Raw genomic sequence first — 25633 nt, forward strand, 5'->3', positions numbered from 1 at the left:
TTATCGGAAGCAAGAGGGAAGAGTTTAGGGCAGCGGGCAATAAAACATGATTCGCCCAGGAAATCGTAAATGCTTGTTGACGGATTGCTCGATCAGACCGGTTCGCGGGAGAATGTCACATACTCCAAATCCCTCAGCGCTCTCTCCAGCAGTTGGTAGGCAACGGCCAGACTCACCAGGTTCGATGCGGCATATCCGTAACCGTAGAATTGATACCCAAGGCGGGTGGATAGCCAGGTGAACAGGGCCATGCTCACAAAATAGACAAAGGTGGTCAGCAGAACGCTCTTTCTGCGGTCGAAATAAAAAAGCACCACGACTGTCACCGCCAACAGCGCTTGAATGAAAGTCCCCGCCAGGGCCACACGCATGATGGTCGACTGCACCGGGAACAGTTTGAGCGTTTCGACAAGAGCTGGAGCGAACGCGATGCAGCAACCGGTGATAGCAGACTGTACGACAAACAGGTAGCGCAGGTTCACCCGCAGATCATCCACAAGCAGCTTTTTCTGGGCCAGAATCTGGCTCATGGAGCCCTTGCCAGTGACATGGGCATAATAGGAGTGGATGCGTTCATGAAAACTCGTCTCCACCCGCAAAAGGAAAATGGCCATGCTGGGCACGATGGTCAGATAAGAAAAGAACATCGGGCTGTCATATAAATCGTGCACCCTGAGCCAGCCAATGATCATGCGCGAATCCGGGGCGTTCCAGAAAATGACCTTATCGATCCAAATGGCCGCATTGTAGAATATGCCAACAAGGGCCATGATCCACATCTTGGGGAAATACCCCAGTGTGCCCCAATCCCAGCAGCCTGTTTCCTCGAACTCGGTGAGCATCCTGGAGACAAGCGACATGAAAATGATGCATTGCCCAAGCGTGAATCCAGCCAGATACCCGGTATAACCGAAATATGAACCAAGCATGGTCGCAGCCACCACACCGACCGCGCATCCGCCGAAAAACGAGAACACCACCGCTTGGTAGTCCCGTATGGCGCCGATATAGATCATGGTGATCCAGACCATGCATACCGAAAGCAGGAGGAGCACTCCCCAGAAACTGCACGCAGCGCTCACGTCCAGGGTTGCGTACGCACAGAACCCGACCACAAGAGCCGGGACCAGGGTCACCACGGAATAGGTCAGGAAAGAGGCCATGGTCACCTCATGGCGGCCGATGTAATGCTGGTCCGCCAGATAGCGGGTGACCACAAGCTGCCCGGAACCCACGAGGACCAGGCTCGCTCCATAGGTGTAGACACAGAGGGTCCGGAATATCTCCGCATCCTTGAGAGAAAGTTGCATGGATGCGTACACCGACAGAAGCGACAGGCACAGGATGCTCGCCAGCCAAGGGCCGGATGAAAGCATCGCTGCGTAAAACAGGGCCCCAAGCTCGCCAAGAAAGGTGCGCTTGGCGAGCATTTTGCGCAGTTCGAAGCCTATGCCCGCCATGGATCCTCCGGCAGATCCGGACTCGCCGCGGCCTTTTGGTATATTCCCCTGTACGTGGCGTTCAACTCCGACTCCGTGTAATAGCGGGCAATCCGTTCCCGCCCGGCCTTAACCATGGCCGAGCGCAACTCATGCTTTGTGAGGATGGCGATCATGGCTTCCGCGGTTTCAAGAGGGTTGGCCACCTTGGTGACTATACCCGAGGGACCGAGAGCCTTGTCCTCCTGGGTGCGTCCCTCCAGCAATTCCCGGCATGAGCCGACATCCGAGGAAACCGCCGGAATACCCGCGCAGTTTGCCTCCATGACCACCAAGGGTTGGGCTTCACTTATCGAGGTGAGAACCACCAGATCGAGCTTAGGATACCACTCACGGACATTCACGCGGCCGGTGAAGGTCACTTCCGCTTCCAGCCCGAGCATGCTCACCAGCTCCCGGCACTCCTCGTAGTATTGCGCGTCTTCGGTGCGGGGCCCCATGATGAAGAAGGAGACCTTGCCGGGAATGCGCATGGAAACAATCTTGCACGCGCGAATGAAGGTGTGCACGTCCTTGATGGGTACCACTCGTCCGACAAACCCCACATTGAAATGTGTCTGGTCGAAAGAAGGATAGGTCTCGGGCTTTAGCCCCTGAAAATGTTCCAGGTTGATGCCATTTGGTATCACTTCGGTCTTTTCCGGGTCGGCGCCCTCCTCGATCTCGAGTTGGCGGTTCCCCTCGTACAGACTGATGATGCGTTCGCAGGCACCGTAGGTCAGCCGCCCCAAGGACTCGAACAGCCTGATCCAAAATTTCTGGAAAACGCCCAGGTCGCTCTCCAGGCGAAGGCGCGTCCGGGTCTCCATGTGGATCCAATCCGCCTGAGCGATTTCGATCTTGCGCTCCTTCACGTAGATACCGTGCTCCGTCAGGATGAGCGGGCGGCGATATATGAGCCTGGCCATCACCCCCAGGAACCCGGCGTACCCCGTGGATACCGCATGATAGACTTTTGCCCTGGGCGGAGTGAACCGCAACAATTTGAACAGAGGCAAATGCGTGAAACGGTATGTCCAGAAGTAGTCCAGGAAGGAAGAATCCTTGGCTCCTTCGCTGTAGAATTCATTGACCATCTTCCAGGGAACCCTTCCGTGGAGGTACTCGTGAAGCCCCGCCGCCTTGCCGTTGGCCGTGGCGACCATCAATGTTCTGAGAATCGCGGCGACCCCGGAAGCATCCTTTCGAAGAAGGTCCCCATGCATGCGCCTGAGCGGCTCGTCCAGGGGTCTTAACCGGGGGAAAAGGTAGGACCGCCGCACAGGTTCCCGGTCGTGCAGGTAGATGACCTCATGGCCGACGAAGTTGGAAGGCAGCTCGTACTTGAGCGGCCACTCCTGCGTGGAATCCGGCAGGATGCATACCGCGGAAAACCGGATATCCGGCAATGCCCTGACGAGGTTGTGGACCCATCCCGAGACCCCGCCGGCCACATATGGGTATGTTCCTTCCAAGAGAAGGCAGACGTCGGCTTCCGGAGTGGGAATGCTCACGACGCCCCCTTGGAATGGCTCCAAAAGTTGTACGCAATTTTCTTGGCAGGATCACAGTCCGCACAGTCAGCCATGCTGAGCTTCCTGCGCAGAAGATAGAGGCTGTCGAAGTCACGCATGTCGTAGAAAATCTTGCACAGACCGAGCGCCGCTTCCACGAAGCCTGGGCCCCCCTCAGCCACGTTCTCGAAACACTCGCGTGCCTTCGCGTACTCCCCAATTTCCAGGTACAAGGAGCCAAGCCGGACCTTCAGCATGGCGTCGTCCGGAGACAGTGCCACCGCGTGTGAGAATGCCGAGACCGCCTTTTCCAGAAACTGTGCGCGCATCACTTCTTCCACAAGTCCAGAATCCGCATAACGCATGCAGGCTACGCCGAGCGCGGAAAAGCTTGAACCGTCATGTTCATCCAGCGCCGCTTCAGCGTTTTTGATGTCCTGGGAGAAGGCGTCGTCGATTTTTGTCATGGCGGCGTGGGCGTAGAAACGGACTTCCGAGCTTGTATCGGAAAGCGATTCCTTCAGAAGTTCCACGCACAACGGGGAGTGCATTCCACCAAGGAAACTTATGGCGCCGCGTTTGAGCCCGGCGTCCGATCCCTGCAGTATCTCCCGGATGGGCTCCACGCTGGATTCCTTTTTCAGGAAATCCTCAAGATCCTCTACCCGTTCAATACCCAGCTTTTTGCACGTGGAGTGCATTTCGCCGGACAGAATCTCCACCAGCCCCTTTCGGCGAGAGCGGGCCTTTATTGACATTGCCGTCGCGAACCCGACCAGGCCCACCACGGGAAAAAAGGCAACTATCAACGCTGCCAGGGTGAAGACATACCGCCGGGCCTCGGTTCTGGGATCACAACCTTCCGGCTTATCGGGCCTGGCCTTCCAGATGGACCATGCAGCGGCTAAATGGATGACTATCCCGGCCATGCCCCATGGCTCCCCAGCACCCAGCCAGAAGGCAAGCAGCACTGAGGCGGCCGATTCCAGGGCGATGCCAGGCCAAAGGACGCGTAGGCTGGAGAGCAAGCCCTTGGTCACCTGACGCGAGGTATCAGGATGTGTGGTGGAGGGCATCCAAAGCCTGCTCTAAGAGAGCCATTCCATTGGCTGTCGATTCTCCGGATTCCTGAACCGAGATTTGAAATGCCGCCGGGGCCATAGAGCCTTCCGCCTTGGTGTAGCGGAAGGCCTCCAGTTGTTCCATGAGCTTGCGGCTGACTATCCTGGCACCTTCAGCAGGAGTGCAGGGAAGAAGAAGGATCAGTTGCCCGGCGTTCTCACCAAGGAACAACATGTCTATCTTGCGCAAGAGGGTCCGCAAAAGCGAGCATGACAGCCTGAGGATTTCCTGCCCCTTCTCTTGTTCGTAGAATCCAAAGTCCTCGACCTGGAGCACGATGAGCGACAAAGGCAGGTTGTAGCGCCTGGCCCGGGAAAACTCCTCCTCAAGCCGTTCCTTGAGAAAGGAATACGTGTACGCGCTAGTGATTTCATCCTCGATGAGCAGACTCTTGGTTTCGGAAAATGTTTTTGCTGTCGCCAGGCTCGAACCGCACCAATCCGCCAGCAAGGTGAGCACACGCAAGGTGTGCGGAGTGAGCTTGTGGAACGGTATTTTCTCAATGGCCAGCACACCCACGGGCTGCATTCCGTCCATGATCGGGGCCACTGCGACGAATGGCTCACCATCTCCATTTCCTGGAGGATTCGCATTGACCGACGTGGTCTGCTTGCCGTGTATCGCCTGGCCGGCAAGTCCCTTATGGGCGGGCCTGACCTGGGGTCTTTTCGCGTTTTCGCCCCGAGACTCCTTGAGAACCAGATCCGGCCCGTCGAGAAGATAGACCGACGCAGCTTCCGTTCCGGAATACCGCTCCATGAGATCAAGAACCGCCGGATAGATCTCGTCTTCGGTCATGGCCCGCAGACCTTGGGAAGACTCATACAACATGGAGAGAGTCTGCTCCTGGGTGATGACCGACATATCCAGGGTTTCTTTGGCCTGGCTCAAAGCCTGATACTGTTTGGTGAGCGAATCCAGGGTATGCTTGAGTTCGTCACGCTCCAAACTCATAAGGCTGACCTCGCGCTCCCGGCTCTCCCGAATCTCACCAAGCACGAGCCCCACGGCGAAAAAGAGAAGCGGCGGGCCCCAGTATTCCCAGGAGCGCATGTCAATTGGCGACAAATCCGGCCTGGTGGGGAGCAGCAACGCCAAGTACAAAAGCGAGCAAGCCCCTGCCGCGAAAAGGCCGGCCTTGAAGCCATAACGCGACGCTATGGGGAGAAGCACCAGAAAATACGGATGCGGGGAAACAGTATTGAAGGCTGGCGTATCCCTGAAAACGAAAAAGTTCAGCAACGCGAGCGCCCCGAGACCTATGAGGGTCTCGATCATGTAGCTGCGTCTGACCGAAAGCCCCTGGCTTGGGGGGTGTACGGTCATGGATGTCTGGTTCACATTGTCACCTTGAGGCCGGTATATAAAAGCGTGCTGGGGGCATCATCCCGGATGAGCCGCGTCTCACTGCGGTATTCCCCCCGGGTTTCCCACTCGATGTTTTCACTCGGACGGATGACGAGGGCCGGAGCAAGAAAATAGTAGGGATGGGTACGGTAGAGATCGCGGCCGATTCCTCCGTAGAATCCCAACTGTATCCAGTTGCGCGGTTGCCAGACACTGTTGAGGGACAACTGATGGATGGCTTCGTTCAGTTGAAGCGCTACCGGACGCGTTCCTACCACTATGGTGTCGGCGGAGACCTGAACGTTCTGAGGTTGCGTGAGGTAGTGAGCCTTGGCAGGAGCGAATGTGTAGGCCAGCCAGGTATTGGGAACGCTGAATATCTTTCGGGAGATGGACGCGGTCATGGCCAGGCGGTTGGCGTAGGGCACAGCGTCGTAGAGTTTGTACTGGGTTCCCTGGAACTCCAGGACCATGCCCCAGCGGTCCTGGAAGGTTGTATCCAGGTTGATTTTAGCCGTATCGTAAGAACCTTGGCGTGGCGCCGCTTCGGGCGGATCGTACCAGGGGGAGTTGCGTTCAGCCTGGACCGTAAGCCTGGAACCGGCCCAGGGAGTGTAGCGCACCGTCGCGAACTGCCCGAACTGCCCTCCGCCGCTGTTGAAATAGCCCACCCCACCCTCGAGTTCCCATCCTCCGGGCCCCTGCCATAAAACCGAGGTACGATAGTAATCCATATCAACCGCGATGGGGGGGGAGCCTCCCTGAATGGTTATCCCGGCCAGCCTCTGCACCTCGGTGACATCGGTGAATTGTCCAGTCTGCGTGAACGTGGTGGTCTGGCCCGTTTCAGGGTCGGTGTCGGTAAAGGTTTCGGTGAAGGTCTGGGTCTGGCTGACTCTGTCAGTGACGATAACTGACGTTGCGCTCTGCCCGTAGTTGTTCTTGCCAACAAAGATGCGGTTGTACCCGACTTTCAAGGAGAACCTTCCCCCAAGAGGGGTCTGGCCTTCTGTGCTCGCGGTGCTAATGAGCGTGCCCTGTCCCTGGGTGTATCGCTGGTAGGACGTGCTCACCTTGGGATTGCGGGATCTCTCGATCTCCTGGGCGTAACGGACGAATTCCCTGTTGTCCGGTTCGAGGCTGACGGCACGCTTGGCTTCCTTGATGGCCAGGACAGGGTCCCCTGACTCGGAGTATGCGGAAGCCAGGTCGATGTGGAGAGCGGCATCGTTGGGGGACGCCTCCGAAAGCGACTTGAGTATCGGCAGGGCCCGCCCAGGCATGCGGGCCTCCATGTAGATTCTGGCCTTGAGACGCATCAGGCGAGAATCCGGTTGACCGGCTTTCTCCATCCATGCAAGCGCGGAGTCCAGTTCACGCTGGTCCACAAGAAGTTCGCAGAGAGCTATTATTATTTCCTGGTCGCCCGGATAGTCCGAGGCCAGCTGGAGGTATAATTTCCTGGCCTCGCCGTGCCGGCCCAAACGAGAGAGAACCAGGGCTTCGCTGAGTTTTTTCTGACGCAGAGGAGCGTCTTCGGCTATTTCAGGCAGAGGTTGTTCTTTTGGCTTTGGGATCGACACGGCTGGATTTGCCCCGGGCATCTGGGAGGGCATTCTGGCAGTCGGATCGCTCACGCCCGCCCCCACTTGGGCGTTCGCCAGACCGAAGGAAAATGCCATGGCGGTCCCAAACCCGAGAGCCAGGAGCAGCCGCAGCCCGATTGCGGGAAATATCGCTGTTTGTATGCATTTCATTGCGATTGGCCCGCCTAATTCACAGCCCGAGATGGTTGCCGCAACAGCTTCAACGCCTTCATGTAGTTGGCGTGGGCCTTTGCCTCGTTGCCCAGAGCCGTTTCCAGCTCGCCGGACTGTATGCGCGAATCCGCATCCTGCGGATTGATTTTGTTGTGGGAATCCATGAGCCTGGCTGCATCGTGGCGCTTTCCCTTGTCGGAAAGAACCGTGGCCAGGCCCCTCAGAGCTTGCGGGTTCTGGGGTTGGTCCTTCACGGCCTGCCTGAAGATGTCCCTGGCAAGATCGAGACGCCCTCCCTGGTAGGCAATCTCGCCAACACGAATTAGATCCGCAGGGGAAGACGCGCACCGCTGCGCGAGAGATTCGAGCAAGGGTGTAGCCTCATTCTTCCTGGACGTGTTGTCCAGCGCCTGACAGAAGAGGAGTTGGCCTTCCAGGTCAAGCTTGCCCAGCTTGGCCACCTGATCGAGACGGCCGAGAACTTGCGGCCATTGCCGCAACGCCGCATGCGCCTGAGCGAGGGCGATGTTGTCCTCTGGGGTTAGCGAGGCACGACGCTCCAACTCGAAAAGAATTTCCTGCGTGCTTCTTTGCCTGTTGAGAGACTGATAGGCCTGGGCAAGAAGCCTCAGTGCCTCCACACCTCCCTGCCCGGACGCCCTGGCCTTCTCAAGCCACGGAAGCGCCCTGGTGGCTTCACCGGCCGCCAACCAGGCGGTTCCCGCCTGAAGCTGGTACTTTTCTCCGCCCGGCTTGCCGGCGAGCTTTTCCGAGAGTTCGGCGGCTATCTTCGGACGGTTGTTCCACAGGGCGTAGTTGATGGCCTGGGCCGCCACCTCACGGTTATTCGGGTCTTGCTTCAGAATATCCCGCAGCATTTCCAGGGCAGCGAGTCCCTCCCCAGCGGATTCTTTGAGAGCGGCCAATTGCAAAAGATCAGCCGTGCTGGCATGGCCGGCTGCGGCCAGCCTTGCGAGCATACCGGCTGCTTGGGAGTACCGGTTTGTCCAGGAGTATATGTCGGCCAGTTGCCGCATCCCCCAGGTATTGCCCGGCTCGAGTTTGAGCAGCCTGATCGCCTCTTGTTCGGCCTGGACCAGATCGCTGTTGCCCATTGCAAGTTCAACGGCCTGTCGTGCAAGAGCCGGATCATTGGGCAGGAGCGCACGAGCCAGCTTCACGGCTTCTCGCGCGTCTTCGGAGCGGCCCGAGGACTGGGCCAGCTCGATCATCCGAGAGACATGCGCAGGATCGGGGGATAGCTCCGCCGCCCGGCGCGCGGTCTGATAGGCGAGGACGGGCTTGTCGATTTCCAGATAAACATCTGTAGCTAAATCCAGCGTCTGAGGGGTCTCTCCCACGTATTTAAGGCCCAAATCCAATGCGTCTTCGGCCATGCCTTTCGGATTGGACGACTCGCGCGCTGCGGCCACAAGCTGCGCAAACTCTTCATAGTTGTGGGTGAGAACAAGGGTGCGCCGGAAGAGACCTACGGCCTGATCGGGGCGCCCTCTGGCCATGGCGTTGCGAGCCGCCAGGCGAAGAAGCGTCACATCCTGGGGACTCAAGGACAGCGCCACGGTAAGGGCCTCGGCCATTGCCTCGGGGTTGAAGTCGCGGTTCTCACTGAGCAGGCTCTTCAAGAGCTCAGGAGCCTCCGCTGGAGAAAACTCGTAAAGAACCTTGTATATTTCCGAGACCTTGTTCAGGTCGTGCAAGGCAATGGCCAAACGCACCCTGGCTGACAAGATATCGGGGGCGGGATTATTGACCTTCTCCGCCTCGTTGGACACTTTCTGCATGAAAGGTTCGTCGTTGGAGACGAAGGCCGCGGCCATGACCTGCCTCACGAACCGGACGCCCTCGCCGGTGAACCAGGCCAACCTGTCCATCAATTCGGCGATGCGGTCATAGTTGCCGCTCTCAACATACAGGCCGATCAACTCGGTTTTGTACCGTTCCTGCCTGGGATTCACGCTGGCAAGGCGTTCAAGCACAAGCGTCTTTGTGTCCAGATCGCCCTGCTGCTCTCCCAATTCCAAAAAAGCCAGAAGCGCGTTTTCCTGATCCGGCGCCTTCTTGGCCATCTCAAGCATCACCGGCGGGACGCGGTCGCTCAGGCCGGCAAGGTCCAGGACCGTGAGCAGCTTGAAGCGTTCGGTCAAAGCCAGGCCATTTCCGTCCAGGGCCAGAGCCAAGGCCAAGGCCTCGCCCTCGAAGCCAGATTTGACGTACTCCATGTAGAGCGTTTCGGAATTGGGTGGCGGGAGATCCTCATTACTGTTGAGAATTTTGAACAGGTTGGCCGACATGAAATAGAGCAGATCGTCTTGCAGGGTGGAAACAACGTTCTCCCGAGTGCCTTCTGCGGCGGCAAGCCTGTCTCTGGCTAACGACGCGAGCCCGTTGATCCACGGTTTCATCAGGGGGTTACCGGCCAGCCGCTTGGGGATCGTCCGTTCTTGGGCAAGCCATTTGGCCGACCAAAAACCCGCCAAGTCAGAGCGGTCCAAGTACTTGGCGATGCTGGCGATCTTCATGGCCACTCCCGGCCTGCCGGGATCGCGAATTTCAACTCTTTCCCAAGCGGCCAGCGCGTCATCAAGGCGCATGGCCCACTCCAGATAGGTAGCCTGCAGAATGAGCGCCCGCAGATTGTTGGGCTTTATTGAAACCGCCTTGGCCAAATCGGAAATCGCCGCGTCCACCTGATCATGGGCCCAGTGGAGCTCCCCGGAGAAAACCAATAAATCGAAATCCTCCGGGTCTTTGATCAGGGCCTGCTCCATGAACCGTTTCCCTTGAATGGGATCGTCGCTCTGCAGATGCAGAAGCACCATTTCAGTGTTCGTCGGATAGAGAAAATAGAGAAGGCCCACAAATCCCAGGAAAAAGAGCAGCCTCTTCCACGGAGACAGAATCATTGCAGTCTGATCTCCAGCTCTCCCGAGGAGAGGCCCGAAAGGTCGCCAATGCCGCGCTCATCGGCAACCAACCAAAGCCGTTTTCCACCCACGGCAACGCCTTCAGCCTGAAGCCGCGCCCCGGGACGAAGGCCCCCGATGCTTATGCGGCCTTGAGACTTCGCGAACTCGAGTTTCGCCTGAATAACGCCTGTGGCCGCCTTGAAGCTGCGCACGATGCCACTGGCGGTTTTAAGATACGGTGTCTGCTTGAGCGTGTCCCCAGGTTTGCTCAGAACCAATCGGGCCCTTGTGGCCTCTGGTGCTAGGTGAACGTACATACCTTCGGGCTGGACATCGAAACCCAGGACATTCTCACATTTTGAGAGGTCCGGCTCCGGGGATTCCTTCTCCAGCCGGACGCTCAGGCAAGCGCCATAGTTTTCCACCAGATAAGAGCCTGGCCCGGCCTGGCTCACGCGGACATTCGTCCAATCCATGACGGAACGTATCCAGAAGGAAGTCCAGACCGGGGCAATGGGTTGGGAAAGGACCCAGGCGTAAACCTCCTTCAGAGCTTCGATGCCCGCGACCTTTTCCGCGGTGAAGGTGTGATAGTAGATGTCTATGGGTTTCAAACGACGGGGGGACCCGGTGCGTTTCATGGTTTCGATAATGTTCCGGTAACCGTTGAAAGGGCCGCGCCAAAGGTTGGTAAGTATGTTGTCGTTTGCCTGTCCGATATGGATCTGATTCAGGCCGGGTCTCAACGGCCGGATGAGGGGGGCCACGCCGAAGAGGGAATCGTGGGCTGGGTCCCAGAGGGTGTCTCCTCCGTTGATGGCCAGTATTCCGTTCTCATTTGCCATTTGCTGGTGCTCGGCCAGAGGGTCGCAGGCACCGCTCCAGAAGAGCAGGCGGCAGGACTTTCCATCCGGGCACAGTTCGTCCGTGACGAATTCCACGGAGTTTACGATCTCTTTGAAGGCGTCGAACTTGTATCCCGGAATATCGAAAGCGAAGCGGTCGTCGTAACGGTCCTTTTGCGAACTCTCCGGATCCCAGAAAAAAGGATGAGAGAAGGTGTGTGAAGCGGGCTCAATGTTGTCGAGTTCCATGATCGAACGGGCCACGTTCATGAGGTGCTCGGAACCTTGCACCGCCGGGTCTATCTCCGCCTGAATCACGGAGTAGGAAATGGGGAAGTCGATGGTCTTGAAAATTGCATCCCGCATGATTTCGGCGCAGACCTTCTTCCGGTCGATCTGGTTCGTTCCGGAAAAACCATCAGCATCAACATGGGAGAAGGCGACACGCAGGCCGTTTAACGTCGTCGGGTCCGGGATGGGCGTATTCTTAATATCAAGAGTTCTAGAGAGAAATGCAAAGGGGTCGATGTACCACTTGTGTTGAAATGACAAGGGGTCTTCCCAGTATGCATAGTCTGGCAATACTACCCCTCCAATTGATGAAAATGCCACAACGGAACTTGCTGAACTTGGATTATCTTTCTTCAAGACTGTAACAATAGGGACAGTCTCTTTGCCTATAGGCACAATGCAAGAATACATTGGCGGTGTATCTGGATAGGAACGCTCGAATCCAGTAATTTCATTATTTATGCTTCCATATTGTAACTTAGTACGATCTCTTAGAAGGTCCCCAACAAATCTAAGCCCTAAACGAGAATATATCTGAGAATGTAGATTATTTGCCTCCTGATTTGAGCGGTCTATGCTTGATCCCAATTCTCCTACAATAACAAGTCGTTTCCCATCATCAACATTATTTAGTACCCATTGCAGATAAGGAACTACATCTTCAACTGCAGATGAATTAAGAGCTACGATAATTGCGCGGACACCATCCATAATAATAGCATCTGGCAATGGACGTTGAGAAATATCAACATATTCCGGTAGTAATCCATAATAGTTTAAAACAGTTTGATATCCCTGGCCAACCAAATTGTTCGTGGCGCTCTGCCCGGTGGCGCTATTATACAGTATTACGACCCGCCGCTCGATGGGTTGAGGTGCGGTTTGCACAGCGGCCTGAGGCTGGGACGGGGCCGCAGCCTTCGGTGCGGCCTGAGCCACGGCTGCCAGGCTCAGAGAAAGGACCAGGGCCACAATGCTAATGCGTGAGCGCACGAGTGGAGACCGTATCGAGTTTGGGAGTGCTGACATAGGGGATGAAGCCGTGCTTGCGGGAAAATGCCGTGGCAGCCCTTATCCCTGAGTGGTCTTTGGGCGAAATGTAATCCAGGCTGAGTAAAGTCAGTTCCGGATTAGCCTTCCTGGCCATGGCCGCAGCGGCCAGCAACTGGGCTCTGTCGGGTTTACTGGTCAGCACGAACCGTTTCTTTTTGAAGTCGTAGTCGCCATAGAGGCATTCAGCCAATACAAACTGAACCTTCGGCGCCAACTCCTGCCACAATGGAGCCGCCCGGTTGATACAAATAGGGATTTCCGGGAATCTATCTCTGATAGCCCCCACGAGATCCAGTGCCGCCTGCCGCATTCCGCTGAACTCATCGGGCTTCTGGTCTTCAAGGTAGAGGCTTGAGTCCAGGGTATCCAGAAAGACGCCATCATACCCCCTGGCAAGGACATCAGTAACCAGCCGTTCCAGGACGAAAGCCCGCCACTGGGGCGCGCGAATATCAACCAGTTTCGAATTCCATGCTTCGCTTTTGCCCTGCAGGAAGGTCTCACTCTTGAGGCTGTCCCAGTAGCGGCCATCCATGTCGACTTCGCCCAGGCTTATATACCCCAGGGAAATCGGCTTTCCGCTTTTTTTGGCAGGTGGAGCCAAATGGCCAGATTCCAAAACCACCAGATCGAATCGGGTCAATGAGGGGTTGTCCTTGGAACCATAAAAACACGCCCAGCTGTCCACGCGGGGCAATCCCGCGGCCCAACAGCTGGAAGCCGCTAACAGGAAAGAGAGAGCCATGGCCATGACCATACGAGCCTTCTTGGGCCGCGAAGAGGAGATCATACTCGAATGTGTTGGCGCTATCCGGCTGTACCGGACTTGTGGGCGCCCTTGCGCAAGAATTCTTTCTGAAGGCTGTTCACAAGGTCTTTGCAAACCTTTTGGGCAGTGCTGGAGAGCGTGTCTCCCCCAAAGGAGCAACAACCACCCGCCTTCGATAAGGAGGCACCCCAGAGAATAGTGCCTGTGCCCACGTCCATCAAACGGATGGCCACTCCGACCACGGGCTCTTCGTCGACACCGCGTTTGTAACGATACTCGGTGACCGATCCGAACACAGCGGCATCCACTCCGAGTTGAAGAGCCGTTTGACGCACGTTCTGATGGAGAGCCGCTTCTTCCAGATCCGTCTCTTTGCCCTGAAAGGCCTTCCATGATTCAGCATTGCTCATCACACTGAACTGCTGGACGCTCTTGAGTTCAGTGAAAAGGAGTTCGCCTATTATCTGGCCCGCATACGGATGGGTGGTCAGGTTCGCCATAGGGAACACAGCCACTTTTCGCGGCATTGATCCCAACGCTTCCGTAGAGAACTGGGAAAGACTCGAACTTCCACAGCCTGCCAACATGCTGATCAATAGAAATAAACAGATAATTCGCATATCATCCTATTACGCGAGGATATGATTTTGATCTTGGTCTCTCTCGCCATGTGTGGCGTTAATGTAATCAAATGTGCAATGCAATTCGGCATTTCGTGTAACCCTACCAGTTCAAGAAAAATACATCAGAATAAGCGAACCAGTACGGCTCAAGGTTTCATTTTGTCTATGCACGCACGCACTTTCTCCTGTCGGAGTCGATCACTCTGATCATTCGAGAGTGTGGAGAACCGCCTCAAGATTCAGGGTTCGAAGCAAACAAGCATGTACCGCCTGAACGCTCAAGGTGGCCCCTTCAAGACGGGAATTTGTGGCCTTTCGTATTTTGGGGACTGTTGCAGCCGACACTTTGCCGCCCGAAGAGTCACAAAATCTTTTACTTGCTCCACGTTACGACGAGTCTGTCCACACGTGCATCGGCCGGTAACAGTCCGCTTCATCTGAGAAAACGGGGCGGGAGCTATAGTTCAGCCTCGGGGTTGGGGAGGGGAGCTGCAACGCAACCGTTCGTGAAAACCCTTAACCGGCAAGGCTTCGCCTTCTAGCTGTTGCCACGGCTCGGGCACGAGGCAGTCTGGCCGGTTCTAGCGGCCAGTTGTCAGGTACTGCCGGTAGTCGCGGTAGAAAGCAGCCTGGAGTGGGCCCACTGAGGGCAAGGCGTATTCGGGAAGGGAGAAGGCCGTGATGCCCTGTTGCGCGTAACGCCCGGCCACAGCCAACTGTCTGGCCACCCGGGAGAAGTCCGCCGGTTCGGCCTGGAAGGGTTCTTTGTCCATGGGCTCGCCGTGGGTCTGGGTGAAAATTTCCACCACGGGGCGCAGGGTTCCCCCACCCTGGGCGACGCCCTTGGCCGCTGCCCCAAGGTAAACGGGGAGTTCTTCGAGGCTTAGCTTGCGCACGCCCACCCCGTCCTGAAGAAAGAAGAGTTCGATCCCCGCGGCCGCCGTCAATTCTCGCAACCATTCTTGATAAGCCGCTGGATCCAGGAAGCCGTTGACGAAACCGGAAATCCCCACTGGGCGGCCGGGATCGATGCGCCGCAGCCCTTCCCGCAGTGCTCGCACATGGTCCACTATGAGGTTTCGGCGCGGCCCGTTCCAGTTCACGTCGTCGAGTTCCTGGGGAAGGTACCAGCCTCCGAAGGCGGGCGAATCCTTGAACCGGGCGTGCACTTCCGTGGCCAAACGCAGGTTGTCCTGCTCCAGGCGGCGCAGGTATACCTCCACGACTTCAGGGGAGCGCGTGATCTTCGACCACCAGTCCTCTTGGTGGGTCAAGCCAAGGCGCAGGGTCATGCCGCGCGCCTGCGCCAGTGACAGAAGGTTCTCCAGCAGGGGAACACAGTCGGCCCCGCAATCTCCTTGCCTGAAGAAACGTACCTTCCCGTTGGCGCTCCACTGGACCACCAGCTCTTTGACGCCCAGGGCGGAAAGGTCGTCGAACATACGCTCCCAGCGTTCCTGGGGCCACGCGCCGTGGCCGCTCAGAGGCTGGAAGAAGCTGGCCTCGAAGCGAGGTGGTGGCGTGGGAAGGCTCTGGGCCTGAGCCCCCCAGGAACAGAGGAGGATGGCCAGGGTCGCCGTGAGCGTGCGGAGTGTCATGGCAATGCTCTTTGCATCAGTAGTGCACGATGGTGGTCAGGTACGCGCCGTCGACGTTCTGTTCCGACGTCCTGTTGTAGAGCCGGCCGGCCTTGTACTGGGCCAGTATCTCCAGGTAGGAGCGCGGCGTTGTGTACCGGGTCTCGTTGAAAAGGTATTTGAACGAGATCCCAGCGCCCCCCTCCCAGAGTGAAAGCCGGTTGTCATCCGGTGTCCATATCCGGGCGTTGGCCACCAGATGGGGAGTGATCATGGCATTGCGCCCCACCTTGAAGGTCCACCCCTGGCGCACCTCGCCGTTGAAGAGGAAGCGGCTGGGGCTGTCCAGGTAGCGGTCAGCTTCCAGATAGAGGTAGCTGAAGTTCCAGTTGGAACGTTCTGGGTCCAGGTCGTACCCGTTGGTCCAGGAGCCCATGGCACGCAGGAGCCAGTTGTCCTCGGCATTCTTGCCGATCTTGATCAACCGCTCGGCACCTAAGAAGATATTCTGGCTTTTCAGTGGCTTGTAGCGAAAGCCCACGGCAGCCTGGGTCGAATCGGGGTCGAAGTTGAAGCTTTTGCGCTCAAGAGTCCAGTTGATGCGCCCAACCAGTTGCAGGATGCGGTCGTCGCGCATGCCGATCACGGGGGGCGTCCAGGCCATCTCCAGGCCGCTTGCCGAGGGCTGGTAGATGCCGCCCTGGCCCCCGGGAGTGTCGGAAGCTCCGGCGCGGCTGGTGTAGTAGGTCATGTAGCCGGTGAGGGAGAAGCTCGTGTCCAGCTTTGAGACTTCCTTGCGCAGGCGATGGACGGTCTCGCGCACGGCCTTGGCTTCCTCCTCGGTGCGGGCCGGGTAGAGGGGCTGGTTGTCGATGGCGGACTTGAAGCGCTCCATGGCCGTGCCGTTCTTGCACAGCACCATGTACGCGTAGCCGGCATCCTCCCAGAGACGAAGGCGTTCCGGTTCCAGAGCCAAGGCGCGGTCCCAGGCGGCAACCGCCTTTTGGCGCTTGCCCTGGGCCAGCAGGCAGTAGCCCATGTCCGCCAGATCCTGGGGATCCTCGCGGATGGCCAGGGCCTTGGAATAGTTTTCCACGGCCAGGTCGTTGCGCCCCATCGCCTGGTAGAACTTGGCCAGCTGCGAGAGGCTCTCCGGCGTGGGCTCGATGGCAAGCGATGCTTGCAAGGCTGCCTCGGCCTGTTCCGGCTCCTTGAGCTCCATGAGAGTTTTTGAGAGCTCGTCCAGGAAGAGCAGCTGGTCGCTACGGCTAAGCGATGCGGGGGGCTGGGCCTGGGCATCCTGGGCCAAGGCGCGGGGAGCAATGGCCAGCGGTGCTGCGATCCAGACCAGGGCCAGCAGGAACGCCCTAACAAAGGCCCGCCAGGCGGGGCGACGACCATTTTTCATCGGCCGAACCTCACCAGAAGTCCCTCTGGGGTGTTCTCCACTTTTTGATCGCCCGGTCTGCCCGCAAGGTCCAGCACCACACGCAGCTTGTCCGGGTGGAGGCCCGAGCGGACACCCTGGACGCGGCCGCCCGGACCGGACAACACTGCCTTGTCCTGCATGCGCCACTTGCCTGGAAGATCAAGAACTAGGCGGTTCGGGGATTCAAGGGCGAAGACGGCCGGCCGGACATCAGAACCGACGCCCTTGAAGAGCACCATGGTCCCCGAGGCGTCGTCCGCCACGAGCACCACGGACACTGCCCTGGAGGAGTCCGGCGCCTGGGATGGCTGATCCGGGGGAGCCGCGGCTGGTGGGCGGCGCCCGGTCTGGAGAGCGGGGGCAGGCTGCCCGTCAGGCGATGCCTGCGTGATTCCTGGTCCGGTGGGCGGTGCTGCCTGCGCCGAAGGCACGGGCGAGCCTGAGCCCATTTTCTTGGCTGAAGCAGGCCGGTTCAATCCGGCCTCAACAAAGGACACTTGTTCGGTCCGTACACCAGCCAAGTCCAAGCCGGGCATTGCCTGGGCCTGAACAAGCCGTAAAAGCCGCAAGGCCTCCTGTGGGTTGCCATTTAAGCGTTCCATGCGTGCCAGGCGGAGCATCACCGCCGGGTCCTCCCGAACAGCAAGACTCTGACGGTAGGCCTCGGCGGCCTGGTTGTTGTCGCCGGTCCGGGCATAGAGGTTCCCCAGGGCGAAATAGTATTCACGCTTTTCTTCTTCGGAAAGTCCAGCCTGTTTGGGAAACACTTCCCTCATGTTGTGGATGGCCAGGCCCGGCTTGTCGAGCGCCTCATAGGAGCGGGCCATGGCCAGCGAGACTCGTGGCCCGGGCTTCTCCCCCTTCACCATCTGGAACTGTTCCAGGGCCTGGGCGTAGCGTTTGGCTTGGAAAAGGGCCAAGCCCATGGCGAACCGCGCACGCCATGGCTCCATGCCTTCACGCATGGCCTGCTCGAAGAGTTCCACGGCCTTGGCAGGCTCTGCGCCGCGCTGGGCTATGGTGGCCAGGGACACCAAAACATCAAGGCGCATGGCCTTGGGCAATGCGCCCGTGGCCAGCGCCTGATTCAGTGTCTGCCCGGCCAGGGTCATGTCGCCCTGGCGCAGGGCCAGCATCCCGGATCGTGCCAAGCCTTGGGCGCGCACCGCCAGTGGCAGCCCCGGCAACCGGAGCAGGCGCTCCAGTATGGGGCGGGCTTCTTCATCGCGGCCCGCGTCGAGCAGCTCGCCTGCCGCTCTGGCAAGCAGCTCAGCCCGGCCCGTAGGCATCTTGTCGTAGGAGAGGACGAAAGAGTGCGCGGCCCGCTCGTGGCGGCCGGTCATGGCCTCTAGCGTGCCCAAACGCTCCAGCAAATCGGCTTCCTTCTGGGTGTCCCCGGCGGCCAGGGGCAGTGCCTGACGCAAAAGGTCGGCAGCCTTTCCTGTCTGCCCAGTGAGGGCCAGGAGCACTGCCAATGAGGACGTGGTCTCCAGGTCGGGCTTGGCGTCGCGGGCTGCCTGGGCGTAGCGGACCGCGCCCTGGATGTCGCCCAAGCGCTGGCTCAGGGCGGCCATACGGGAAAGCAGTGCCGCGTCGCCCGGCCGCCTGGACAGGGCCGTCCGCCACGCCTCCAGGGCCTCCCGGTGCTTCCCGGCCTTGTCGAGCAGAAAACCCATTTCCTCCGAAGCGGCTACCCGCGCCTCGTCCGTCAATTCTCCGGCCAGGGCGCGCTCCAGTATCCTGGCCGCCTCGCCGGGGTTGCCGGCCTTGTCCGTGAGCCCGGCCAGTCTGAGCAGACGCTGGGCCGTAGGGGAAGCCTCCAGGGCCTTGCGTTGGGCCAGGGCCGCCTCCTGAAAACGGCCCAGACGCTCCAGGCTGGAGGCGAGTCCTTCCAGGGCGGACACGGGTTTGTCCCCCCCTGCCGCCTGCGCGAAGATTTCCGTGGCGGCCGCATCGTCTCCGGCCAGGGAGAGGGCGTTGGCCTGTCGAATGAGCTGGCGTTCGCGTTCAGCCGGGCCCTTGGCCGAGGAGGCCAGTTCCGCAAAGATTTGCGCCGCCTCGCCCGGCCTGCCCGCCTGGATCAGGGCGTTGGCAAAGAGTTCACGAGCGGCGGGTGTGGTTTCAAGGGATTGTGCCTTACGCGCATATTCCACTGCCTGGCCGGGCTCCTTGCGTCGCATTGCGTTATCAGCCAAGGCGCGAAGAGTCGCGGGAGTATCCGGCAGTATCCGAAGGCTCTCCAGCAGACGCTCCCTGGCCCCGTCCAGATCGCCCATATCGGTGAGCCCTTGAGCCAGAACGGCCAGCGCGTCCGTCTTGTCTTTGGGCGTTTGGGCGCCGGCCAGGACTCGTTCCAGCAGAATCAACGCTTCAGGAGCACGGCCAAGCCCCAGGAGCGCCTGCGAACGCAACAGCATCGCCACGGGGGAGTCCGCCCCGCTCTTCATCGCGTCTAAGAGTTCCAGGGCCTGTGCATACCGCTTCTGGCGCAGCCGTATGGCGGCCAGCCCGGCCAAGGCCTGGCGTGCGGATTCCTGGTCCAGGGCCGGGTCTTGAAGCAAGAGTTCGTAATCCGCTGCCGCCGGGGTGTCGCGGTTCAGGCGGGAAAGAAGGTTGGCCCGCACGAGACGGAGCTTGGCCAAGCCCGGATGATCCTTGAGGATGGCGTCGGCACGGCCCAGGGCCTCGTCGATGCGGCCCTCGTCGGCCAAGAGGTTGACGAAGAGTTCCTGCACCTTGAAATCGGTGGGGACTATCTCCAGGTATTGAGCGAATTCGGCAACGGCATCGGTACGGCGCCCCTGGGAGAGCAGACGGTAGGCCTTGTCCAGGTGCGGGAATGAGCGCAGACGGGTGAGCTCTCGCGTGAACCAGTTACCCTCCAGCACCACCGAGTCCGGTAAAGTCTGGGCCTCGGCAACCGGCACATGGAGAACGAAGAACATGAACGCGGTGGCAAGCGCCAGGAGGGCCATGCGAAAGGCATGACGCCATCCTGTTCGGGCCTGCGGAGTAGGGGCACGGTGAGGGCCTCGCCTCACCATGGAATCCAAAACGTGCATCCGCCTCAGCTCCGCTCCTAGACCTGTTCGCACTTTTTAGCGAGAGCGTCCTTGATGGACGCGTTCTTCACACCCATGCCCTCCAGGATGTCACCCAGGAGGCGTACTTTGGCCGTCTGGATTCGTAACGCATGGTCCAGTTGGCTTTGCGTGATGTAGGAATTCTCTACGAGAAAATTGCCGAAACGGCCAGTGGGGCTTCCACTCTGGAAAAAGTCCGATATGGCTTGCTGGAGCCGCTTGAACGGCAAGAGCCCTTCCATGACAAGTATGTCTCCCAGACGCGAATAGCTCCCTCGTTGTTCTCTGAGGGCGCTGTCCAACTGTTCCGAGGTGATCACGCTTTCTTGCAGCAGGCGTTCCCCCAGGTGGCAGGACGCGGGGACATCCTCGACCTGCAGCCGTTCATACCCGCGTTGCAGGGCAAAGGCCATATTGCTCTTGGATGTGAGAACCATCTCCAGAGGACGCCCCAGGGCCTCTTCCAGGCGGCTGCGATCCGCGCTTCCCAGGGGGCTCAGCACGGCGACCCGCAACGCCCCGGCGGTATCCAGCCCTAGGGGGAAGATGTCGTTTCTCTGGGCTATTTCCTTGGGGATAAGGCCCAGCACATTCAGAGGAACGGCATAGGGGTCGATCTGGGAAGTGCTCAGGCGGAACTGCGTTCCCAGGGTCTGCACCAGGTCGTCCTCCTTTATGAGCCCCAGGGAGAGCAGCACATCGCCCAGGGCGCGGCCGGTCTTTTTCTGTTGTTCCAGGGCCTCATCCAACTGGTGGACCGTAATGTAACGTTTGTCCAGCAGCAGGTCGCCCAGGCGGCGGCGATAGGCACGCATTTCTTCTTCGGAGGGGTAAACGTGGGCCGTCTTGTCCCAGGCGATGATCTTGCCGGTGACCAGGTAGCGGGCATACATGCGCAGTGCGCGCATTGTGGCGCAGAAGTTGATCAAGTTCCCCCAGAAAAGGCGTGGAACAGACAGAAGCCCCTGCCACGGGCCGTAGATGCGCGTGGTGTACAGGCCACGCCACAACATGCGCCAGAGAAGGAAGAACATGTTGATGTACAGCATAATCCAGAGAGGCGAATCCGTGTCCACCAGGGGCGGATACCTGTATCCCTCCGGGTCGAGCGCCCTGTAGAGCCAGAACCCCCCGATGATGGGCACGAGCATGTTGCCCAGCATGTTCACCTGGTTGGTCAGGAGGGACTTTCGGTCGCGCGCGAGCATGTAGCGTGTCCAGAAGTTGCCTTGCCACCCGATGGATGCCCAGCCCTGGAGCGCGATGCCGATGACCCATCTGGATTTCTGCCGGATGGCCGTGCTCAAGGTGCCGGGGAAGAACTCCTGGATGACCACGTACTCGCGGCGAATCCCCTCCCGGGGGCGGCCGAATATCCCGCGTTTCTTGACCTTGCGCAGGATGGCGTGGCGTACGAAAATCTGCTTGAAGCCGTGTTTTCCAAGGCGCATGCCGAAATCGTAGTCCTCGGTGAGGGAATTGATGTTGAAGAGCTGGTTGTTGGATTCCGCGGCCAGAGTATCCAGCGCGCGCCGGCTGTAGGCGCTGCCCACCCCGGCCGAGGGTACGCTCTTGCTCAGCACTTCGCGAACGGTCATGTCCTTGCAGTGGTTCTCGGCGAACTCGTCCAGGTAATGCCCGCGCGTGAGGTTCCACCACACCCCAGGCAATGGAAACACGGGCAACTGCACCATGTCCTTGGCCGGAATCAGGTAGTTGAAGAGCTTGAGGTAGAGCGGATGGACGATGTCCTCGGAGTCGTTCATCACGAAGATTTCGAACGTGAGGTTGTTGTCCTTCTCGAAAACCTTGATGCCCTCGTAGACCCAGTTGAGGCAATCGGCCTTGTTGGTGGGGCCGTCCTTTGGGCAGACGATTCGCTGGACATTGTCGAAACTCTCGCGGGCGATCTCCACCTCGCGCTGGGTGGCCTGGTCGTTGGGATAGGTTCCCACAAAGATATAGTAGTTCGAGTAGTTTACGCTCCGAATGGTGTTGGTGAGCATCTTGCGGATCACTGCGGACTCGTCCCAGCATGGAATCATGACAGCTATCAGCTTTTCGGGCACGGACAGCAGCTTTTGCTCAGTCAGCGGCTCGAACTTGGGCAAAATGAACAATCTGCGGTACACTAAGCGCACCAGGTAGACGAAATCGAAGAAGAGTTCGTCTATGCCGCTCAGGAAGAAGACGATGCTCAGGGCGATGAGCACGAGCTTGAGCCCCAGCAGGGCGAACGGAGCAATCAGATCAAAATCCCACATCATCTTGTTACCAGGACAGCTTCAAATTGAACTGCTCGCTAGGCTCCAGAAGGGGATAGCTGCCGCCGGACCAGCGCAACACCGCCTGGACAATGCGCTCGGAGGCGCGGCCATCGCCGTAGGGGTTGCCTCGCCCGGTCATGGCCTCGCGGGCCTTGGGGTCCGAGAGGATTCGCGAGGCTTCTGTGACGATGCGCGCTCTGTCCACGCCCACCAGGATGGCCTGTCCGTTCAGGCTGGCTTCGGGACGTTCGGTGACCGTGCGCAGCACAAGCACCGGAGTGTCGAAGGTGGGGGCCTCCTCCTGGATCCCGCCGGAATCCGTGAGGATCAGCTCCGCACGCTGCATCAGATGGATGATTCCCGGGTAGTCAAGTGGCTCCACCAGATGCACGCCGGGACAATCACCCAACACGGTCTGCACCACTTGGCGCACATTTGGATTGAGGTGCATTGGGTAGACCAGGGCTACATCCGGGAAGGCGTGGGCCAGGTCGCGCAGGGCCAGGCAGATGCGCTCCAGACCTCCGTCGAAGGATTCGCGACGGTGGGAAGTGACCAACACCAGACGCTTGCCATCCAGGGGAAGCCCTTCCAAAGGCGTCCCGGCAGTGTTGTACGGGATGGCCGCGAGTTCCAGGAGAGCGTCCACCACGGTGTTGCCAGTCACCACGATGTTGCGCTCCGGATAGCCCTCACGCATCAGTTCGTCGCGTGCGCCTGAGGTTGGTGCGAAGTGCAGTTCAGCCAAAACACTGGTTATTTTGCGGTTGGCTTCCTCGGGATAGGGATTGGCCAGGTCGTGGCTGCGCAGCCCGGCCTCCACGTGCCCCACGGGTATCCTTTGATAGAAGGCGGCAAGTGTGGCCGCGAGCACCGTGGTGGTGTCGCCCTGCACAAGGAGCAGTTGGGGCTTGAACTCCTGGAGCGCGCAGGTCATGGCGGTGAGCGTCGCCGCGGTGAGGTCGGGCAGGGTCTGGTTGTCGCGCATGAGGCGCAGGTCCCTCTCTACCTCCAATCCGAAGGGGGCCAGGGCCTGGTCGAGCATCTGCCGGTGTTGGCCGGTGGAGATCACCGACACATCGAAGGCGTCCGCCCGGGCGCGCATGGCCTTGACCACTGGCGCAAGCTTGATGACCTCGGGGCGTGTACCGAGTGCTACGGCTATGCGCAATTTATTCATAATAATCTAGCAACCTTTCTATTGGGAACCGCCGATTGCCGGAGCGCCTAACATTATTTGCTCATGGACTTCTCATCTCCAATGTTCCGGATGAAGTGTCTTCATCAGTACGATTGGAGGTCGGGGTCACTATGAAGCTTTCCCTGATTGATCAAGGATTTGTTTGCGTCCGTAACAATTGACTCCGCTATAGTTTTCTCAGGTTCATTTCCGGTTACATGATCTCGGATGGGCAACTGACAACGGATGGCCGTCAATCCATTCCCTCTTCTCACATGAAGATCGTATTTTTACATGCCAGCCGTCATTTTCTGATCATCTGACCTTCATTTTACGGGGTTACATTTTCAGATGACCTATCCTGAATCATATGACTTGGTTCAATTAACTAGTTTATCACTTCCTTGTTATTCACAAGGTGGGAAACCCCTACTTGAGCCCCCTAAGTAGCCGGAATCTTAGTTGCGGTTTTTTCCGCCCTACCCAATGGGCCACGAAGAGGCGCTCCAATTTCCTTTGTATAAAGGCTCAGGAAACCAAGCACGTGCGCATCTGTAAGCGCGGACGAGATCGGAAAGTTGCCTGTATGGTTTTGGGGCAGAACTGGGGAGGCGAGCAGTTTGGCACTAACAGATGTGATCGAGAAATCGGCGGGAAGCCAAGCCACGCCAGGATTTGTGGCTAGATAGGCGTGGTTATCGGATTTGGCACCGATCAGTCGAAACTGATGCCATTATATTCGGATTTTGCACGAGAAATGGCACTAGTCCGCTAGAGATATGGCTTTTTATGAGAAGGACACCGTTGAATGCGGCAAGCCGATATCAAATTACAACTACCCGTAAACAATAAATAAATTATTGCGTTCAATAACCTGATTCGCTATACGGGCAACCCTGGGAAAATAACTACGTCCTACAAAAAATCTATCAATATAGTTTATATACTAAGCATTTTCCGTTAGGCGCTCTTACGGGCCGCCTTATTGTCGTGCTCATCCGTAGTGTCTACCGATGGAGCCCCACGAGGCTTCAGTTCTGCAACCGCGACGCGCAGATCGGCGTTTTCCTTGAGCAGCGCGCGGTTCTCTTGGCGAAGTTCCCGGTTCTCCTGGCGCAAATCTCGATTTTCCTTCCATAAGGCGTCCATTCCTCCTGCTGGAATGGACGATATTTCTGAACCCTCGTGTGACTGCGCTCCAGCCTGTTCCCCCACATTCATTGGGCCTTCACCCAACAGCAACCAAGCTGGATTGAGGCCGTACTCAGCGCAGATTAGGGCTAATATGTCAGAATTAGGCAGAGAGAGACCTTGTTCATAGTTCCGCAAGGTGTTGACGTTCACGCCGACCCGCCTAGCGAACGAAGCCCTGCTTTCATCCCCGCGAGCCTTTAGAATTCTCGATTTGATGGTCATTATGCAAATGTTCCCGTGGTGAAGTTTTGCGTGAAGCCTTGCGCCATCAGTTTGTCATAATCATATATAATAACTAATTATTCTGTAAAATTTGCCTACATTTAACTTTTGCGCCTATTTTTACTTGCATTTGCTATTAAAAATAGGCAAACAAGGGCCGTGGGCGGTAGACAAAAACACTAGTCAAGTCACCTCTTTCTCTACCTGCCCGTCAACCAAGGGTCAACGTCCAGCGACGAGTCTATTTTGGACGCTGGTTCGAGCAAAAGGTGAACGATGCGGCAGCTCAATCTCTTTGACGACGACACCACCTCGCTGGCCGGTGTTGTTCAAGCCATCAGGGCGGCCATGAACTCCGCCGCAGGTGCGAGCGAAGAGGGCCGCAAGCTCTTGGTGGACCGGCTAAACGCCTTGGCCGGAAGTGCCAACGTCCGTCTGACCTCAGGAAATACCCGCTCCATCAGCAAGGACACCCTGGATAAATGGCTCTCGCCATCGGATCGTGATCACCCGCCATCAATTCTCGCGGTTTTGGCCCTTTGTCTGGCCACCGGGGACCTTAGAGCGATTCAGGCGATGCTTCGTCCCCTGGGCGTGGATGTGATGACACACGAGGACAGGAAACTGCGCGACTACGGGCGCGCTTGCATCGAAAACAAGGCCAGGGCCAAAGCGAAGCGTCGCCTGGAGGAAGAAATTTTGGAGGAACTGCGGTGAGCAACCGGTCGGATAAGAAAAGGAATTTTTGGCGCATCCGTGAATTCCTGGCCTCAAACGGTCTTTCAATGGCCGCTGTTGGTCGCGAGGTGGGCGTGAGCAGAAATCTTGTGAGGGAGACCCTCCTGGGCATGCGCAACAATAAAAAAGTGCTCCTTCACATGCGCTACCTGGGCTGCCCGGCGCAGTGGCTCCATCTGCCTGAATGCTTGACCACGAAGAAAGCTGCTTAACG

17 protein-coding genes are annotated in these 25633 nt (G+C 58.3%); 2 read left to right on the forward strand and 15 right to left on the reverse strand.

Annotated features, from left to right (window positions below):
• Positions 1 to 92: 92 nt before the first annotated feature.
• The 15 genes from pelG to HY795_04275 form a co-directional block, all read right to left on the reverse strand.
• Positions 93 to 1460, reverse strand: a complete 1368-nt coding sequence (gene pelG, locus HY795_04205) for an exopolysaccharide Pel transporter PelG (protein ID MBI4804420.1) — start codon at positions 1458 to 1460, stop codon at positions 93 to 95.
• Positions 1448 to 2986, reverse strand: coding sequence for a GT4 family glycosyltransferase PelF (pelF, locus tag HY795_04210; protein ID MBI4804421.1), 1539 nt, complete (start codon positions 2984 to 2986; stop codon positions 1448 to 1450). The genes pelG and pelF overlap by 13 nt, the downstream gene beginning before the upstream one ends.
• A 2-nt stretch (positions 2987 to 2988) precedes the next feature.
• A complete protein-coding gene (locus tag HY795_04215) occupies positions 2989 to 4068 on the reverse strand; it encodes a hypothetical protein (GenBank protein MBI4804422.1) in 1080 nt (359 codons plus the stop codon).
• The gene (locus HY795_04220; GenBank protein ID MBI4804423.1) at positions 4046 to 5455 is read right to left on the reverse strand and encodes a GAF domain-containing protein; all 1410 of its coding nucleotides are present in this window, start codon (positions 5453 to 5455) and stop codon (positions 4046 to 4048) included. The genes HY795_04215 and HY795_04220 overlap by 23 nt, the downstream gene beginning before the upstream one ends.
• Positions 5452 to 7218 carry a tetratricopeptide repeat protein gene (locus tag HY795_04225; protein MBI4804424.1) on the reverse strand — a complete coding sequence of 589 codons (1767 nt, stop codon included), beginning with the start codon at positions 7216 to 7218 and terminating at the stop codon, positions 5452 to 5454. The genes HY795_04220 and HY795_04225 overlap by 4 nt, the downstream gene beginning before the upstream one ends.
• 14 nt (positions 7219 to 7232) lie before the next feature.
• Positions 7233 to 10145, reverse strand: coding sequence for a hypothetical protein (locus HY795_04230; GenBank protein ID MBI4804425.1), 2913 nt, complete (start codon positions 10143 to 10145; stop codon positions 7233 to 7235).
• Positions 10142 to 11575, reverse strand: coding sequence for a hypothetical protein (locus HY795_04235; protein MBI4804426.1), 1434 nt, complete (start codon positions 11573 to 11575; stop codon positions 10142 to 10144). Before HY795_04235 ends, HY795_04230 begins: the two co-directional genes overlap by 4 nt.
• Positions 11576 to 12260: 685 nt before the next feature.
• A complete protein-coding gene (locus tag HY795_04240) occupies positions 12261 to 13025 on the reverse strand; it encodes an endo alpha-1,4 polygalactosaminidase (GenBank protein MBI4804427.1) in 765 nt (254 codons plus the stop codon).
• A gap of 119 nt (positions 13026 to 13144) precedes the next feature.
• Positions 13145 to 13633 carry a penicillin-binding protein activator LpoB gene (locus tag HY795_04245; protein ID MBI4804428.1) on the reverse strand — a complete coding sequence of 163 codons (489 nt, stop codon included), beginning with the start codon at positions 13631 to 13633 and terminating at the stop codon, positions 13145 to 13147.
• A 677-nt stretch (positions 13634 to 14310) separates the two neighbouring features.
• Positions 14311 to 15327 (reverse strand): DUF4434 domain-containing protein, encoded by a 1017-nt coding sequence (locus tag HY795_04250; GenBank protein ID MBI4804429.1) that lies wholly within the window; start codon positions 15325 to 15327, stop codon positions 14311 to 14313.
• A gap of 16 nt (positions 15328 to 15343) precedes the next feature.
• Positions 15344 to 16714 carry a tetratricopeptide repeat protein gene (locus HY795_04255; GenBank protein ID MBI4804430.1) on the reverse strand — a complete coding sequence of 457 codons (1371 nt, stop codon included), beginning with the start codon at positions 16712 to 16714 and terminating at the stop codon, positions 15344 to 15346.
• The gene (locus tag HY795_04260; protein ID MBI4804431.1) at positions 16711 to 19710 is read right to left on the reverse strand and encodes a tetratricopeptide repeat protein; all 3000 of its coding nucleotides are present in this window, start codon (positions 19708 to 19710) and stop codon (positions 16711 to 16713) included. The genes HY795_04255 and HY795_04260 overlap by 4 nt, the downstream gene beginning before the upstream one ends.
• 104 nt (positions 19711 to 19814) lie before the next feature.
• Positions 19815 to 22082, reverse strand: a complete 2268-nt coding sequence (nrfB, locus tag HY795_04265; GenBank protein ID MBI4804432.1) for a phage adsorption protein NrfB — start codon at positions 22080 to 22082, stop codon at positions 19815 to 19817.
• Positions 22083 to 22089: 7 nt separating this feature from the next.
• Positions 22090 to 23265 carry a UDP-N-acetylglucosamine 2-epimerase (non-hydrolyzing) gene (gene wecB / locus HY795_04270; protein MBI4804433.1) on the reverse strand — a complete coding sequence of 392 codons (1176 nt, stop codon included), beginning with the start codon at positions 23263 to 23265 and terminating at the stop codon, positions 22090 to 22092.
• Between the two features lie 960 nt (positions 23266 to 24225).
• Positions 24226 to 24609 (reverse strand): hypothetical protein, encoded by a 384-nt coding sequence (locus HY795_04275; GenBank protein MBI4804434.1) that lies wholly within the window; start codon positions 24607 to 24609, stop codon positions 24226 to 24228.
• 348 nt (positions 24610 to 24957) lie between these two features.
• Here HY795_04275 and HY795_04280 point away from each other — a divergent pair, with 348 nt between their 5' ends.
• Complete coding sequence (locus HY795_04280; protein MBI4804435.1) at positions 24958 to 25398, forward strand: hypothetical protein; 441 nt, start codon at positions 24958 to 24960, stop codon at positions 25396 to 25398.
• The gene (locus HY795_04285; protein MBI4804436.1) at positions 25395 to 25631 is read left to right on the forward strand and encodes a helix-turn-helix transcriptional regulator; all 237 of its coding nucleotides are present in this window, start codon (positions 25395 to 25397) and stop codon (positions 25629 to 25631) included. The genes HY795_04280 and HY795_04285 overlap by 4 nt, the downstream gene beginning before the upstream one ends.
• The last annotated feature ends 2 nt before the right edge of the window (positions 25632 to 25633 follow it).

Origin of the sequence: Desulfovibrio sp., from assembly GCA_016208105.1 — a bacterium.
Lineage (GTDB): Bacteria > Desulfobacterota > Desulfovibrionia > Desulfovibrionales > Desulfovibrionaceae > Fundidesulfovibrio.

Bases quoted from the DNA above. Each gene is read 5' to 3' on its own strand.
- wecB (MBI4804433.1), bottom strand. From the start codon at position 23,265: ATGAATAAATTGCGCATAGCCGTAGCACTCGGTACACGCCCCGAGGTC.
- HY795_04230 (MBI4804425.1), bottom strand. From the start codon at position 10,145: ATGATTCTGTCTCCGTGGAAGAGGCTGCTCTTTTTCCTGGGATTTGTG.
- HY795_04215 (MBI4804422.1), bottom strand. From the start codon at position 4,068: ATGCCCTCCACCACACATCCTGATACCTCGCGTCAGGTGACCAAGGGC.
- HY795_04255 (MBI4804430.1), bottom strand. From the start codon at position 16,714: ATGAAAAATGGTCGTCGCCCCGCCTGGCGGGCCTTTGTTAGGGCGTTC.
- pelG (MBI4804420.1), bottom strand. From the start codon at position 1,460: ATGGCGGGCATAGGCTTCGAACTGCGCAAAATGCTCGCCAAGCGCACC.
- nrfB (MBI4804432.1), bottom strand. From the start codon at position 22,082: ATGTGGGATTTTGATCTGATTGCTCCGTTCGCCCTGCTGGGGCTCAAG.
- HY795_04250 (MBI4804429.1), bottom strand. From the start codon at position 15,327: ATGACACTCCGCACGCTCACGGCGACCCTGGCCATCCTCCTCTGTTCC.
- HY795_04225 (MBI4804424.1), bottom strand. From the start codon at position 7,218: ATGAAATGCATACAAACAGCGATATTTCCCGCAATCGGGCTGCGGCTG.
- HY795_04280 (MBI4804435.1), top strand. From the start codon at position 24,958: ATGCGGCAGCTCAATCTCTTTGACGACGACACCACCTCGCTGGCCGGT.
- HY795_04245 (MBI4804428.1), bottom strand. From the start codon at position 13,633: ATGCCGCGAAAAGTGGCTGTGTTCCCTATGGCGAACCTGACCACCCAT.
- HY795_04260 (MBI4804431.1), bottom strand. From the start codon at position 19,710: ATGGCCCTCCTGGCGCTTGCCACCGCGTTCATGTTCTTCGTTCTCCAT.